Source organism: Alteromonas sp. Cnat2-8 (assembly GCF_022348355.1).
Lineage (GTDB): Bacteria > Pseudomonadota > Gammaproteobacteria > Enterobacterales > Alteromonadaceae > Alteromonas > Alteromonas macleodii.
This window is the reverse complement of the sequence record NZ_JAKREX010000001.1, coordinates 86,464-102,109: the sequence shown is the minus strand read 5'-3', so window position 1 is coordinate 102,109 and position 15,646 is coordinate 86,464. Positions and strand designations below refer to the sequence as shown.

At 45.4% G+C, this 15,646-nt stretch carries 15 protein-coding genes and 1 tRNA gene; 9 read left to right on the top strand and 7 right to left on the bottom strand.

Annotated elements, in window-relative coordinates:
• The first annotated feature begins 86 nt into the window (after nt 1-86).
• The 5 genes from MHN00_RS00440 (at nt 87) to MHN00_RS00420 (ending at nt 3,291) form a co-directional block, all read left to right on the top strand.
• Nucleotides 87-163: transfer RNA gene (locus MHN00_RS00440), tRNA-Trp, on the top strand.
• Between the two features lie 307 nt (nt 164-470).
• Complete coding sequence (locus MHN00_RS00435) at nt 471-1,199, top strand: alanine acetyltransferase (RefSeq protein WP_239299851.1); 729 nt, start codon at nt 471-473, stop codon at nt 1,197-1,199.
• An 8-nt stretch (nt 1,200-1,207) separates the two neighbouring features.
• Nucleotides 1,208-1,708, top strand: a complete 501-nt coding sequence (gene rimI, locus MHN00_RS00430) for a ribosomal protein S18-alanine N-acetyltransferase (protein ID WP_239299848.1) — start codon at nt 1,208-1,210, stop codon at nt 1,706-1,708.
• Nucleotides 1,709-1,836: 128 nt separating this feature from the next.
• The gene (locus MHN00_RS00425; protein WP_014975948.1) at nt 1,837-2,133 is read left to right on the top strand and encodes a hypothetical protein; all 297 of its coding nucleotides are present in this window, start codon (nt 1,837-1,839) and stop codon (nt 2,131-2,133) included.
• A 228-nt stretch (nt 2,134-2,361) separates the two neighbouring features.
• Complete coding sequence (locus tag MHN00_RS00420) at nt 2,362-3,291, top strand: DMT family transporter (RefSeq protein WP_014948714.1); 930 nt, start codon at nt 2,362-2,364, stop codon at nt 3,289-3,291.
• A 7-nt stretch (nt 3,292-3,298) separates the two neighbouring features.
• Here the strand turns inward: MHN00_RS00420 and MHN00_RS00415 are convergent, their stop codons facing one another.
• The gene (locus MHN00_RS00415) at nt 3,299-4,195 is read right to left on the bottom strand and encodes a LysR family transcriptional regulator (RefSeq protein ID WP_014948715.1); all 897 of its coding nucleotides are present in this window, start codon (nt 4,193-4,195) and stop codon (nt 3,299-3,301) included.
• Nucleotides 4,196-4,387: 192 nt separating this feature from the next.
• Between MHN00_RS00415 and MHN00_RS00410 the strand changes: the two genes are divergently transcribed.
• Genes MHN00_RS00410 through MHN00_RS00395 form a run of 4 tightly spaced genes read left to right on the top strand, consistent with a single transcriptional unit; the run spans nt 4,388 to nt 8,330 of the window.
• A complete protein-coding gene (locus MHN00_RS00410; RefSeq protein WP_239299845.1) occupies nt 4,388-5,587 on the top strand; it encodes an MFS transporter in 1,200 nt (399 codons plus the stop codon).
• A gap of 10 nt (nt 5,588-5,597) precedes the next feature.
• A complete protein-coding gene (locus MHN00_RS00405; RefSeq protein WP_239299841.1) occupies nt 5,598-6,506 on the top strand; it encodes a TIGR03571 family LLM class oxidoreductase in 909 nt (302 codons plus the stop codon).
• 21 nt (nt 6,507-6,527) lie between these two features.
• Nucleotides 6,528-7,364 carry a 2,5-didehydrogluconate reductase DkgB gene (dkgB, locus tag MHN00_RS00400; RefSeq protein ID WP_239299838.1) on the top strand — a complete coding sequence of 279 codons (837 nt, stop codon included), beginning with the start codon at nt 6,528-6,530 and terminating at the stop codon, nt 7,362-7,364.
• 30 nt (nt 7,365-7,394) lie between these two features.
• Nucleotides 7,395-8,330 carry an alcohol dehydrogenase catalytic domain-containing protein gene (locus MHN00_RS00395; protein WP_239299836.1) on the top strand — a complete coding sequence of 312 codons (936 nt, stop codon included), beginning with the start codon at nt 7,395-7,397 and terminating at the stop codon, nt 8,328-8,330.
• A gap of 193 nt (nt 8,331-8,523) precedes the next feature.
• On the opposite strand, the gene MHN00_RS00390 is transcribed toward MHN00_RS00395, so the two are convergent.
• The 6 genes from MHN00_RS00390 to MHN00_RS00365 form a co-directional block, all read right to left on the bottom strand.
• Nucleotides 8,524-9,555 (bottom strand): DUF2955 domain-containing protein, encoded by a 1,032-nt coding sequence (locus MHN00_RS00390; RefSeq protein ID WP_020743114.1) that lies wholly within the window; start codon nt 9,553-9,555, stop codon nt 8,524-8,526.
• 9 nt (nt 9,556-9,564) lie between these two features.
• On the bottom strand, nt 9,565-10,638 hold the full coding sequence (locus MHN00_RS00385) for an HlyD family secretion protein (RefSeq protein ID WP_239299834.1): 1,074 nt from the start codon (nt 10,636-10,638) through the stop codon (nt 9,565-9,567).
• Entirely contained in the window at nt 10,635-11,090 is a 456-nt protein-coding gene (locus MHN00_RS00380; RefSeq protein WP_014948722.1) for a MarR family transcriptional regulator, read from the bottom strand. The genes MHN00_RS00385 and MHN00_RS00380 overlap by 4 nt, the downstream gene beginning before the upstream one ends.
• Before the next feature lie 221 nt (nt 11,091-11,311).
• On the bottom strand, nt 11,312-12,040 hold the full coding sequence (btsR, locus tag MHN00_RS00375) for a two-component system response regulator BtsR (RefSeq protein ID WP_239299832.1): 729 nt from the start codon (nt 12,038-12,040) through the stop codon (nt 11,312-11,314).
• A gap of 2 nt (nt 12,041-12,042) precedes the next feature.
• Entirely contained in the window at nt 12,043-13,734 is a 1,692-nt protein-coding gene (locus MHN00_RS00370) for a sensor histidine kinase (protein WP_239299830.1), read from the bottom strand.
• Between the two features lie 122 nt (nt 13,735-13,856).
• Nucleotides 13,857-15,350: a carbon starvation protein A gene (locus MHN00_RS00365; RefSeq protein WP_014948725.1), complete on the bottom strand. Its 1,494-nt coding sequence runs from the start codon at nt 15,348-15,350 to the stop codon at nt 13,857-13,859.
• Nucleotides 15,351-15,646 lie beyond the last annotated feature (296 nt).

Here is a 15,646-nt window from a genome sequence, read left to right as displayed (position 1 = left end):
ATTGCGTGTTAATTAAGCATGCAGTGCATGGTAGTGATAAAAAGGCTTTACCTTTTTAATGTCATCCGTATAATGCACAGCGCGCTAGGGGTGTAGTTCGAATTGGTAGAACAGCGGTCTCCAAAACCGATGGTTGGGGGTTCGAGTCCCTCCACCCCTGCCACTTTCTCTTCTTGTGAACGTTTACGTTCAAATCCTATATCGTTTCTTTGTTAAATTCTTCTTAAATTTTTTTGGTTTCTGTTGCTAGTGCTTAATTTTCTGCAGCTGTTTTATTTCCTCTTATACCAAGGGCTAGGCATTATAAATTCGCGAATAATACTTAAGAATCAACGCTTATGAATTAACGCTTGAGCATTAAAGAGCAAGTACAATCCAAGCAAAAGAACGCGATAGTTATTCAACCAAGCCTGCAACTTTAGTAAACTAAACAAATATAATGAACTATTCACGTTAGGTGTCTTTACGCAATGTCTCTTACTTCATATCAGCAGGCGGTTTTACAGGAAATGGGGATCCCTGTTTGGATCACCAAAGACGCCTACGCTGAGCTAAAGCAGGAAGACCAAGCGAAACAAAACAACGCCAATGCAGCACAACGCAACGTCGGCAGTACAAATAGTTCATCGACACAGTTACCCTACAGCCAAAACGCTCAAACCAATAAGCCGCCTTCAACGCCAATATCTCAAGAAGAAAAGCAATCACGGCTTGCTCAGTTGCGGGCAAATGTTGGCAGTAGCGCGAAAGATAAGGCTAAGCCTAAAGACGGCGGGGCAGCAAAACTTTCCACACCCGGCGGGTCGCACAATGACGGGAAAGCAGGGCAAACCGAAACAGGTGCTTCACAGTCACACAACATTTCGCCGTCTTTCGACAATGCGGTTACCTCGCAAGAGTCTTTAACAAAGTCTATTGGCGCAAAAGGGCCGGTATCGCCTGAAGGTATCCCGTTAAGTGCCGAACAGAAAGCTAAATCACAGCAATGGCTGAAGGACATGCAGCTAGCCTGTGTTCAATTGGGTATACCTTCACAGTGGGCTAGCACCATAATGATTGGCCGTACGCTATCGGTAACCGAAACGGCCATTATATTGCCAGCCACACCGCTAAAACTCACAGCTGTGCAAAAACGGGAGCTGTGGGCGCAGCTTATCAGCGCAGCACGCGAATTAAACCACTCCGCTAACGGACAGTAGTCGCGTCGATGAAGTTAACAATCGTACCGCCACAAGGCTTTAACGAGCACATTGAACTTGCGCATGCTATCCATCAAGAGGCACAAGTGTCGCCTTGGAAACTAAGTACCTTCGCAGACTGTTTCACGAAACCCTATTACGGGGTGTTTGCCTTTGAAAATGACAAGATTGTTGGCTATGCCATCATGCTTGAGGTCGTTGATGAAGCTACGCTGATGGATATTGCGGTAGACAGTGGCGCAAGAGGCAAGGGTGTAGGTCGCGCTTTAGTTGATTTTGTCATTGAGACATCGGTAAAAAATGCAATGCGTGAAATGTGGCTAGAAGTGCGTGAAAGTAACCATACTGCTATTGCGCTTTATGAGAGCTCGGGGTTCGAGCATATAGAAACCCGCAAAAACTATTACACCGTAAAAAGTAATAATGACGGTTATGACAAGAGTAATGGAAACAGCGCACAAAAAGAAAACGCTAAAATCATGAAGTGGACAAATCCCACCTTAGCCTAGTGTTTGTAATCCTAGGCATATACGTTTCGCGTATATCAAAGCATTATCTGAACTCAGCATACGCTTCAAGACCATAGCCGTGCGTGTTTAAATTAGAACACGTCCCCATCAATCAAGGTAGAAATAGCATGGCTAAAGTGCTCAACAAGGCTTTAATCTCATCAAAACGATTTGCTATAAATGTGGTTACCTACAAAGAGGGTCATAGCGTGTTAGAACATAATGACCCTATGGGCAGCGGGCGTTACTTTAAATTTAATGTAGTACTAAAAAAGCCGAAGCGCGGCGGTCAATTTTGGGCAGAGAAAGTCATCTTTAATCTCTTTAACCGCATTTACTTTTTTCGGCCAGATAAGTACATGCACAGCGTAAGCAAAATAGAAAAAGGGGAGCGGAAGCTGCTGTCTGTTGCATTGTACCTGTAGGTCATAGTGTTTATCAGTGATTAACCACCCGTATAGCAAAGTTTCCACAAGGTTTTAAAAAGTTGACCATTTGGTCGATAAATTGGCGTCTTTGCACGGTCAGGAAGGTTTTAATCCCTTGCTAATTCACTTATATTTGCGCCCTCAAAATTCTCCGCCTACATTCAGCTTACCAGGCGGTAGAAACTTCTCTTAACGCAGTTCGTGTAATTGGATTTTTTAAAACGCATGTCTTCATCATCGGTGGCGGAAAAAGAGCAATCAAAAGGCATTAAAATGCTTTTGGTTGCGGTGTTGTGTTTAGGACTTAACTGGCCAGGCATGAAATTAGGGCTTGAGATTGTAGGGCCTGTATGGATGGTGTGCTTGCGCTTCTTGTTAAGCCTTCCGGTACTCGCGCTGTTTGTACTTATCACCAAAAAACGTTTACCGGTGCTCAATCGTAAAGATCGCTCGGTGGTGTTTGTCGTTGCCTTTTTCCAGTTTATCCTATCAATGGGGCTTATTACTGTCTCACTGCAGTTTATTCCTGCCGGCACGGCCAGTATTCTTATTTACACTACACCGCTTTGGATGCTGCTTATCGACACGCTATGGTATCGGCAACGTCCGCCTTCTAAGCGATTAATTCTAACCGGTATATCTACCATTGGCTGTGCAATGATTTTATTTGCTTCGGGACAACCGGGCGCATGGCTACCGCTCTTTGGTATGTTGCTGGCATCTGCATTGTGGGCGGTCGCTATTCGAAGAGTGTCTTTTCATAAGTGGAAGGGAAGCGTCATTGAAGCTGTCTTCTGGCAGTTTACCATCGCAGGTTTCGCCATGCTTGCTATTGCACTGATAGTTGAACCAACACCTAATTTTGGGGCTTACGATATAAGCGATTGGTTACTATTGGCGTACATTGGGCCAGTGGCAACGGGTCTCGGTTTTGGCCTCATGGTAGCGGCGGGGCCTAAATTACCCCCAGATAAAATTGTTCTTATTAGTACACTCACGCCGATAGTGGGTTATGTAAGCTCTGTGATATTGCTTAAAGAAACGCTGCTGCCTATGGTTATGGCCGGTGCAATATTGATGATAGCCGCGCTAATAGTAAATGGCCTTCCTCAAAGCACACTTAAAAAGATATTAGGTAAAGGCCACGCGAAATAAAGGTAAGTTAAAGAGTTAGTCGAGGCTGTATAAAATCTAAAAACGCAGAGATACGAGACGATACTGCACTATTTTTATAGTATACCGCTTGTACCGACTCTCTGCGGTTTGGACTGACGATATCGTCGCGAAATAGCGCTACCAGCGAGCCTGCACTGATATCTTTGTGTACCATAAAGTGAGAAAGTAACGCGATACCTTGACCCGCCAAGCACAGCTGGCGAATAGTTTCGCCGCTTGACGCACGAAGACTGTACTGCAAGTTAATATCTTGCTTGAGCGGCCATTTATTTAGACTTGGTGAGTCGCTAAAGCCAATCAGTTTGTGTTTGTTTAGCGTGCTAATTCCATCCTCACCTTCAGATATGGGATATTTTTCAAGATACTGTGGGCTTGCCACAATATGCAGCTTACTTTTTCCTAAACGTCTAGCGTGCAAGTTAGAGTCGCTTAAATCACCAATACGTATTGCGATATCGGTTTTATGTTCCAACAGGTCGATAATGCTGTCGTGACTGGTGATATCGAGTGTTATGTCAGGAAATGCTTCTCGAAATTCACCCACTAACGGCGCTAGCTGGTGGAACACAAACGGGCTCGCAGCATCAACCCGAAGTTTTCCAGAAGGAGCGCGCTTTAATAGCCGTAATGCCTCTTCACCTTTTTCTAATATATTTAGCCCGTCTCTGGCATATTGCAGGAAAAGCTCCCCTTCTTCTGTTAATTCCAGCCTTCTGGTAGTGCGATTCAATAGAGTTACATCTAAGCCATCTTCAAGACGAGTAACTGCTCTACTCACTTTTGCGACCTGCTGATTGAGTAGATTGGCAGCACTGGAAAAACTACCTGTATCCACAACGGTTAGGAACGCTTCTAAATCTTCAGTTTTTGATGAGACTGGCATCGCACACCTTATATTTTCAAATATCGCAAAAGTATTTTGTCATTAGTGCTGTTTTTTGCAAATAAATTTATCGTCAAACTGTACGCACTTTATTAATGGCTTTCAAAAAACGGTGTAGTTGTTCGTTCTAGAAGCCAATGGTGGCGTTGTTAATCAAGCCATCTCGTTAATTACTTTTTGAGGATAATTGAAATGCCTATTGCATTATTTGCGTTAACGTTAAGTGCGTTTGCTATTGGCACAACAGAGTTCGTGATAGTGGGGCTTGTCCCCACCATTGCTACTGATCTTGGCGTTACGTTACCAAGCGCAGGCTTACTGGTAAGCTTGTACGCCGTTGGTGTTGCCGTTGGCGCACCGGTTCTTACCGCCCTTACGGGTAAGTGGAATAGAAAGCATGTTCTGCTTAGCTTAATGGCGCTATTTGTGGCTGGTAATATTCTTGCTTGGCAAGCGCCTAGCTACGAGAGCTTAATATTAGCTCGCATTTTGACAGGCTTAGCGCACGGTGTGTTCTTTTCCATAGGGTCAACTATTGCTACAGGGCTAGTGGCGAAAGAAAAAGAAGCCAGTGCTATTGCCATTATGTTTACGGGCTTAACCGTAGCCTTGGTTACTGGCGTACCTTTGGGTACCTGGATTGGTCAAAACTTCGGTTGGAGAGCAACCTTCCTTGTGGTTTCCGCGCTTGGCACACTTGCGCTAATAGGCAGTGCGTTGCTGGTACCGAACAACCTTAAACAAAGTAAACCGGCCACCTTGAGTGAACAAATGAAGGTGTTGGTTCAGCCTCGTCTGGTATTAGTGTATCTAATGACGATATTGGGCTATGGCGGCACATTTACGGCATTCACCTATCTCGCTCCTATATTGCAGGAAGAGGCGGGGTTTGCGCCCTCAGCCATCAGCTTAATTATGCTGGTTTACGGTGTATCTGTCGCGGTAGGCAATATTTATGGCGGCAAGCTTGCTGACAAAAAAGGCCCAATCCGCGCGTTAACTATCATCTTTTCAGCCCTTGCAGTCATCTTGTTTGCCCTGACGTTTACCATGGGCAGTAAAGTTGCCGCAGTGGTCACCGTTTTAGTGTGGGGCGCCTTTGCCTTTGGCAATGTTCCAGGACTTCAGGTGTACGTTGTTCAATTAGCAGAGAAGTTTACCCCTAATGCTGTTGATGTCGCTTCAGGTTTAAATATCGCGGCATTTAACATTGGCATAGCAGTGGGTTCAATTCTGGGCGGTGCAATTGTAGACGGCATGCAGTTATCTGATACCGCGTGGATTGGTGCAATTATTTCTGTTGCAGCGTTACTTGTTACGCGTTACAGCGGCTACTTAGACAAGCGCGCACTCAGTACTGCGAATACGGCGAATAACACAACGAGCGCGTAGGGAGGTCATAATGACGACAAATACCTTTGATAAGCTTGCACAACACACGTTCTCAATAGGTGTAGAGCTTCCGCTAGATAACGACTGGGCGCATTTCGACGCCACAAAAGGTACGCCATTCGGCGTACCTGATATGACCGAGCATCACAGCCGTATTCAACTAGCCGACAAACTAGGGTTTAAAGCAGCGTGGGTACGAGATGTGCCAGTTTATGACCCTAGCTTTGGTGATGCGGCTCAGGTTTTCGAAACCTTCACTTACCTGGGCTATTTAGCAGGTATCACAGACAATATTCTATTAGGCACAGCCGCCGTTGTTTTACCTCTTAGGCAGCCATGGCTTGTCAAAAAGGCGGCAGCAACGGTGCAGCAGCTAAGTAACGACCGCCTTATACTCGGTGTAGCCAGTGGGGATAGACCCGTTGAGTATCCGTTGTTCGATGTCGATTTTGACAGTCGCGGCGAGCACTTCAGGCAGTCACTGGAAATTGTAAAGCACGGTGAGAATTCCCTTAAGCCTGGCATGTCGCTGTTACCGCGTTCAACAATGCCGCCATTGTACGTTGCAGGGCTCGCTCAGCAAAGCCCTCAGTGGGTTGGAGAAAATATGGACGGTTGGCTGGCGTATCCAGGTACACCGAACGAGCATGTAAAGCGCGTAGAACTATGGCGAAATGTCGCGGGCAACAAGCCGTACGTTAGCTTTATTCATCTTAATTTGGTTGAAGACGATGAAGCGCCCATAAAACGCCACCGGTTCGGGGTTGAAACTGGTGTAAATGGGCTTATCAAAGAACTCAATGCAATGAAAGAAGCGGGGGTTGATCATATTGGCCTGCACTTCAGACGTAATATGCAACCAGTAGAAGTCGCGATGCAGCGCATTGCTGACAATGTATTACCTCACTTTCATAAATAACGGAACCAACAAGGAGGCATCATGCCGAATGTAAATCAGTCACAATCTAAAATTCCTTCGCTAGGTTTAGGCACGTTTCGCTTAAAAGACGATGAAGCCTATAACAGCGTGACAATGGCACTTGAAGTGGGTTTCCGTCACATTGATACGGCGCAAATTTACGGCAATGAAGAAGCGGTAGGTCGCGCTATTAAAGACGCTATTGCAAACAATCTTGTTGCACGTGAAGACCTTTACGTCACCACCAAGGTGTGGAATGACAAGCTGAATAAAGCAAGCTTTGTGGATAGCGTAAAAGAGAGTTTGGAAAAGCTTCAACTGTCGTACGTTGACCTGCTACTTATTCATTGGCCGTCACCGGAAAACGGCGAAAGCATGGAAGAGTACCTAGGTGAATTGCTGCGCGTTAAGGAACTGGGACTCACAAAAGAAATTGGTATTTCTAACTTTACCGTGGCACAAATTGAAGAAGCGGTGAGTATCTTGGGCGAGGGCGTTATTTCCACGAATCAGGTAGAGGTACACCCTTATCTTACTAATGAAAAAGTGCGTGCAGCGTGTGAGAAACACGGTATCACAGTAACAGGATATATGCCGTTTGCTGTTGGCAAAGTGCTAAAAGACGAGACCATCATTGCAATTGCAGATAAGCACGGCGTGAGCACTGCTGAGGTAGTGGTAGCCTGGGAGTTGGCCCATGGTTTAGTCACTATTCCATCGTCGACTAAGCGCAAGAATCTGGAAACCAATTTCAAAGCGCTTGAACTTACCTTAGGCGCCGACGATATCGCAAAGATTGACGCGCTAGATTGTGGCGACCGTCAAGCTAACCCAGATTTTTCACCTGCGTGGGACTAATCGGAAAAATCACTGTGTTAAGGAGCTTTTATGCAAGCTAACGTTTGGCAATTTGAACAAGCTGGCGCATCACTGGTAAAGCAGGTGCGCGAATTTTCTGAACCGAAGGCAGGGCGTATTGTCGTGCGCAACTATGCTATTGGCATTAACCCAGTTGACTGGAAGTTTATCGATGATAACCCGCGCGACTGGGAAAAAGGGCATATTCCCGGTGTGGACGGTGCGGGTGTTGTTGTCGCTGTAGGTGAGGGCGTTGATAAAAGTCTATTGGGTAAGCGTGTGGCTTACCATCATAGCCTAGGTGAAAACGGAAGCTTTGCCGATCATAGTGAAGTGTATGCTAGCCGTGTAATGGTCGTGCCGGAAAGCGTTGATTTTGCACTAGCTGCTGCGTTGCCATGTCCAATGCTTACTGCCTGGCAAGCGTTTAGTAAAGTGCCGGTCCGAAAAGGGGCTGACGTGTTAGTCAGCGGTATGGGCGCCGTTAACAAATTGCTGGCGCAAATGCTTTCTCAGGCCGGTTTTAATGTACATGTTATCTCAGGGAGCTTTTCGCAAGAGCAAGCCGATGAGATGGGCGTAAAAGCCATCCATCGCGGTAAACCTGAAGGACAAACATTTTACGCACTTTTCGACGCGAACGGGCCAGACTATGCGGCGTCACTTGTACCGCTTCTTGAAGCTAATGGTCACGTAGTGAGTATTCTAGGTCGTATTGAAGTGCCTGTTGATGCGCCTTTTACGCGTACTATTTCTTATCATGAGATAGCGCTAGGTGCGCTGCATGATTATGGCGATTTGTCACAGTGGCAGCGTTTGGTGAAAGACGGTGAGGCTCTACTTGAGCAAGTTGCTGCGCAAACGTTGGTTGTCGAAATACCTAACGTGTTTGAATTCGATAATTTGAACAACGCGCTGCAATTTTCAAAAGAAGACAAGCGAAAGGCAGTGGTTGCGGTTTCATAAAGCCGGAATGATTAAGGTCCTTCTCTATCCTTAGCGATCTAAAGGGCTTCCTCTGCTCGCCTAAAGGCTTCGACGATATCGTCGAAGCCTTTTTTATTGGGTCAGTACATTTCAAGGTCAACAGGCCCTAGAAGTAGCAAATCAACTTTTCGTCCACAAATTTTAACCAGTAAGCGTTATAACTACGGGCCTTTTAAGTAAACGTGTGGTGTCGTGTAGGCTGGAATTTGTTAAGTAGACTGTGTACGACATAAATAACGCACAGGCTAAGTGCAATAGCTACGACTACCGATGAAAAGCGATACAGCGCACTATAAATAATATCCTGTTGTGGAGAGAGTGACTGGCCGTACAAAATGCCAAACGTGGTAAGTACGCCAAAGCCCGTGCCAGCACCACCACCGCTAAGCACATGCTGGCGGCTGATGAAAAATACCAATATCCATAAGCTGAAACTTGCGAAAAACAACGTGTCACTGTAGTTGAGCAAAATGAGCTGGGCGAGCAGGGCAAGATTACATCCAATTAGCGTGCCCAGCGCTCGCTGCCAGCCACTCAATGTGGCTCCTTTCCAACACAGTGGAAAAAGAATCAATACACTTGCTGCTTGTGCTGATATCGAATCTACTAAGTCGAAGGTTTGAAATACAGCAAACGATAGCGTGGCGACAGTGGTGCATAATATGACTTCGTGGCGAATACTTGCTTTATCTTTTGCCGCTTTGGGTAAAGGCGTGCGCGGCTCCTCATCGGGAAAAACAATATGCAAAGCGAATGCAATTATCAATGCCAACAGAATTGCACCGATGTTTGATATCACTAATGCGTAGATATCTATTCCATCGCTGCTGTAGCTGGCAAAGTGTAGCTGCAGCGAAAGTCCTACAAGGGAAAACGCACCGAATAAATACAGCGTACCTTTACTCATTTGCCAAAACAGAAAAGCGAAAGTGATGGCGATTAGCGGCGTGATCAGCAATGGGTGGCTTCCGAACAAGCCGTATACCACTAAAACAGCCGCCGCCGGAAAGATAGTTGCGGCAAGAAATTGTCGAATAATGTGACCATTTAAAACGGCTACCAGTCCAAGCAACAAAATAGGGTACAAGGTAAAAAATATCGGATTAGGCCAATCCAGCGCTTTCGATATAGCAAAGCCCAACGTGGCGCCGGAGGCGATCCTAAGCATCTGCTGGACATCATTTTTACTTAGCTGTGAATCCATAATTTAAGTCTAGTAAATGAAGTGCAGCAGGCTTATAAAGTGAATTTGAATGTTCGCTGCCACACTTTCAATAGGGTTGTCTGGAACTATCTGCACGGTAGCGCGAGCGCCACTGGTGAGGTGGCTTAACGATATTTCTTGTTCTACAAGCTTAATGTGGACACGTTGGCGCTGTGCATCTCGTACCCATCGATTCGACTTTTCAACGCTTGCAAGGGTGCCGTTAGCGGCAAGTTGGCCGTCGCTTACACCAGCTTCAAATTCTTCCACTTTAGCTTCAAATACTTTACCCGGTAGTGCATCAAAAACGACGTTAGCGCGAATGCCTTCTCTTACATTGGCGAGTGATTTCTCTCGAAAATCTGCAACCACATCTAGCGTGTTATCGACAACTGAGGCAAGGGGCGTACTTTGTTTAGCATAAGTGCCTTGAGTTACCTGCATGTTTGCCATTATGCCGTCATGCGGTGCTTTAATTTTGGTATAGGCTAAGTTCAACTCTGCCCGTTTAACCGCATTTACCGCTTCTAGATATTTTAGGTTTTTGTCACCTTGCTCACCTCTTGCAACAACTTGCTGGTTTAGATCGGCTTCAAGCGCACTAATTTCAGCTTCAGCGCTTTTAAGTTGCGCGTACGCTTTGTCCACGTTTTGTTGAGATACCGCTTTAGTTTGAACTAAGGAATTGAGTCGTTGAAATTCACTGTTGCGTTCGTCGTAAACCGCCGATGCAGCGTCTATTTTGGCTCTAATCGCTTCCGCTTTCGCATCTATCTGAGCATTCTCTAACTCCACATTTGCCAAATCAATTTGCGCCTTTTCAAGGGCAATTAGGTAAGGTGTCTCATCTATAACAAATAAAACCTGCCCTTCCTTGACGGTTTGGTTATTTTTGACAAGCACCTCGTTTATCGGCCCATTTATCTGAGGAGAGATTTGCGTGACCTGATGATAGACTCTCGCCTGTGGTGTCATTGGCATGCGTATATCTGCAATAATAAAGTAGATAAAACAGATGGCAAAAGCGACTAAAGCCAGCTTTATATAACTAGCAAATTCCTGATCTGGTGTTCGTTGACTCACTTAAGTGACTCCAATAATTTTGCGGCATTAACTTCAATTTTTTGAACACATTTAGCCATAATGCGTAACTCTTCTTCAGATACTCCTGCGTACACTTCATCTCGCAGCGCCATCAATGTACTTTCGATATCATTCATTCGACCTTTGCCCATATCTGTGAAGTAAAGTAAGCGACTTCGTTTGTCGTTAGTATCTGTAACGCGTTTGATTAACCCGGTAGTTTCGAGCTGTTTAATTGTGCGAGTTAAGCTAGGCATTTCTATTTCCAAGCTTTCAGCCACCATCTGTTGCGTACAGCCCTCACCAAGTAATGACATATGAATCATTACGCGCCATCTTGACTCTGTAAGATCGAGATGAGCGACCGATTCAGTGACAGTTCTTCTGCACTTTTGCGCAGTGCGGGCAAAAAGCGCAATAAGTTGAAGTGGCATAGGTTCTGAAAATGACATGTAAAAACCGTTAATTTAATTAGCATGCTAACTATTTTATTTGTTTAGCATGCTAAGTAAATGGCATTGAGATGAGAAAGAGATTTTGCAAGTTGAGCGTGAATTGAACGGGGGGAAGGCTCTCCATTGAGCAGGAAAATGGGGAAATTTGCCTTACGGTGCCCGAAAATCAGGCATACTCTCTCAGTCCATTTTAAGTTAATGCAGCCTTTGTGGAGTGATTAAAGCGTTAATAACGACTTTAGCTTTTTGAGATATCGACGGCTCACGGGAACTGAATCTCCCGTCTTCATTAGAAGCGTAGCAAGGCCATTATCCAGGAGTTTAATTTCCGCAACGCATGATAACCTCACCAAGTATTGACGGTGACATCGAACAAGCGCGGTTCTCTCTTCTAAGGTTTTCAATGTGAGCTGCGTGTCTGCTTGTTGTTCTAGCGATCTAACATGTACGCCCGCCACATCGCTGTAAGCAAAATGAATATCAGATTCGGGTAGCAGTAATATGCGCTGATGACCTACGCAAGGAATATGTACTAACGTGGGGGAGGCAATAGCGTCAATGTCAGTTTGGGGCTGAGTTCTCTTTTTAAGCCTGGCAAGTGTTTTATCAAGCCGCTCTGGTTCCACAGGTTTGAGCAAGTAATCAAACGCGTTATCTTCAAATGCCTGAAGGGCATACTGTTCAAATGCGGTGACCAGCACAACATAAGGCATGGTGTCTAAATCAAGCATAGCCAGCATATCGAGTCCAGAGAGCTGGGGCATTTCTATATCAAGAAATATAACATCCGGACGGTGTTGTTTAATTAATGCCAACCCCTCTATGGCGTTCGCGGCCTCACCTAAGACTTGTACTTCATTGGTTTCGTTGAGTAACTGGCAAAGCTCCTCTCTGGCGAGCGGTTCATCGTCAATAACAAGCGCGCGAAATGCTGAGTTCTTAGTCATTGTTAGCCCTGATGAGAATGATAGTGAGTGTGTGGAATGGAAAAGGACATCCGAGTGAACTGGTTAGTTCGACACTCGATCACCAGGCCTGCTCGTTGACCAAACTGATGAATAAGCCGTTTATCTACAATATCCATCCCTAAACCTGCGTGTTGTTTTTTTGTAGGTTTGTACAAGCCAGCATTATCTTCAACGAGAATGTGAATGTGGTTATCTGTTGTACATCGTACATTCAAAGTTAAATGCCCACCCTCTATTCGTTGGGCGATACCGTGTTTAACCGCGTTCTCAACCAGTGGCTGTAACGTAAAACTTGGTAGAAGCGCTGACATGGCAGCATCGTCACACTTGATGGTAACCTGTAGGCGTTCGGCAAAACGCGCCTTCTCGATTGCCAGATAAGCATTAACGTGGTCAATCTCTTCTTTTAGTGTCACCACCGCGGTGTTTTGCTTTAAGTTTATTCTAAAAAAGCGTGACAAGCTTAGCACGAGCTCTCTGGCCCTTTTGGGATCGCGACGAATAATAGCGCTAATCGTATTGAGCGCGTTAAATAGGAAATGAGGGTTGACCTGTGCATGCAGCAGCTTGATTTCAGACTGTGAGAGCAGATCTTTTTGCTGCTGATACGCGCCGTAAACAATCTGACTTGACAGTAATTGAGCGATACCTTCTGCCATTGACAGGGTAACCGTCGACATAAACTTCCGTTTGGGTTCGTAAAGCTTAATGGTACCTACCACCTCAGAGCCTGAGTGAAGTGGAATAATCAACACTGAACCCAGCGGACAACTTTTGTTTAATGTGCACTGATAAGGGCGCTCAGCGCCATCTAAATGGACTATTTTGTTATTGTTCAGTGACTCCATCGTACTTGATGACGATATGGGGGTGTTTGGTAGGTGATGATCGGCACCCGTTCCGATAAACGCCAGAATCTTTTCTTTATCAGTAATCGCTACCGCACCCACATTCGTTTCTTCATAGATAATACGTGCTACTTTTTCTGCATTAACTGGGGTGAATCCAGATGTGAGCACGCCCACTGAGCGATCTGCTATGGATAGTGCACGTCGTGAAAAAGTGGCAGAGTACTTTTCAAAAATCGTTTTTTTGTCAGATAAGATACTGATAAAAAGTGCGGCCCCCACAGAATTTGCAATGACCATAGGTGCGGCTATAGCGCTGACCAGTGCGTAAGACTTTTCAAAAGGCTCGGCAACGGTAAGCAGTATAGCCATCTGAAACAACTCTGCTATGAAGGTAATGACACCAACTTTCCATGGGTTGAAAAGATCTAGACTTTTGTTCTGGCGAACATAGTAAACGTGCATGAGGCCGCCAATAAGACCTTCCAGCGTGGTGGAAATAGCGCAGGCAACATCAGTAAAACCACCCAATGAATAACGATGGAGGCCGCCGGTCAATCCTACGGCAAACCCAACTACTGGACCGCCTAGTAATCCTCCTATAACTGCCCCAATGGCTCTGGTATTGGCAATGGCGTCGTCTATTTGCAGACCAAAATACGTGCCCAGAATACAAAAGGAAGAAAAAACTACATACACCAAGTACCGGTGTTTGCGATGAGAAGAAATGCTGAGAATAGGAAGAAAAAGCGGTGTTTTACTCAGCATATATGCGAGCACAAGATACACACACATTTGTTGAAGTAGCAAAAGTATGAGTTCCATGCTTGCCAATATTACCGCCGATTAAAAATGAGCCTCATTATAACCCATGTCAAAAGTACAAAATAAATAGCCGCCCTATATAAAGGGCGGCTCATCATATTACACGTGTTTAGTGTAGGTAGTTACGCGTCTACCGGTTGGGAAGGTTTTTCAACATTCACAGATGATGGCTCAAGCGGCGCTTCACCTTTCCCCTTGGAAATTCGAATGACGTAAACCGTGGTGATTAGCGATGCGATAAGCCCGATGGTTGTCGATACATTCATCGCCATACCGAAACCCAAGGTGTCGTTGTTTAGAATAAAGGTAACGCAAACGGCCGTCATAAATATTGCTGGTACCGTAGTTATCCAGTGCAGTTTATTATGTCTTAGTAAGTATGCAGACGCGGTCCACAGCATCATGACGGCTGTTGCTTGGTTGGCAAATCCGAAGTAGCGCCAAATTACGCCGAAATCGACTTGGGTAAGAATACCGCCAAGCACAAACAATGGGGCGGCCATGAACAAGCGGTTACGTATACCTTTTTGTTCAACGTTAAAGTACTCGGCCATGATAAGACGACTTGAGCGAAATGCGGTGTCGCCAGACGTAATAGGAAGAATAACCACGCCAAGAAAAGCCAGTACGCCACCAACAACACCTAAAAGACCGAATGATGAGGCATAGACAACGTTTCCAGGGCCACCATTGGTAATAGCTGCTGATAGTCCTTCTAAATTGTCGAAGTAAGAAAGGGCAATGGCACACCAGATAAGGGCAATCACACCTTCACCTATCATTGCACCAAAAAACACAAAACGTCCGTTCTTCTCGTTCTCCATACAGCGAGCCATAAGCGGGGACTGGGTGGCATGAAATCCAGAGATAGCGCCACAAGCGATAGTGATAAAGAGCGCTGGCCAAAGAGGCATATCGTTAGGATTTAAATTCGTCAGCATATCACTTGCCGTGAATTGGCTAAGTATCGAGTGCTGGTCAGAATAGCTGGCCGCGGCTAATAATCCCACCGACATGAAAATAAGAAGGGCTCCGAAAAACGGATAAAAACGACCAATAATTTTATCTACGGGAACAATGGTAGCCAAAATATAGTAGGCAAAAATAATGGCGACCATAGTGCCAACTTCAACATGCCATGATGTCTGATCATTAACGAGATTTGTGATCATGCCTGCGGGCGCTGAGACAAAAACTACACCTACCAGTAGAAGCAGCACAATAGCGAACAAGTTCATAAAGTGCTTAGCGCCTCGGCCCAAATAACGGCCAGATAAGCTAGGCACAGATTCGCCATTGTTGCGAACTGACAGCATGCCTGAGAAATAGTCGTGAACAGCGCCGGCAAAAATGCACCCTAATACAATCCAAAGCATGGCAGCTGGGCCATATAGTGCACCCATAATAGGACCAAATATAGGGCCTACGCCAGCAATGTTCAGAAGCTGAACGAGATACACCTTCGGTGTAGACATGGGAACAAAGTCTACGCCGTCTTTTTGGCTATGTGCAGGAGTGGGGCGTGCTGGTGTGACGCCAAATACCTTCTCAACAAAGGCGCCATATATAAAGTAGCCAGCAATAAGCGCGGCTACGCAAATTAGAAACAATATCACAGGGCGTTGTCCTTATTTTTATAAATAGGGTTTATAAAAAGGGTCTGTCACTTGTGTTGTAAACGGTGTGTACAACAATGTTTGAAATAGGTTAACGATGTGAAAGTGTGTATGCATGAAAAAAAGCAGTGAGTGGTCGCATAGCAAATTAAGCGGTAGGGAGTATGTAATTTCGCTCTACTGTTACGTGCAGTAAAATGCTAAAATCCGCGCAATTAATTACCAAGCCGTATCAAGCGTTTTACCGCAATACTGAATTTGCGCGGAAAAGCATTGCTTATCCGTTATGAAACGCG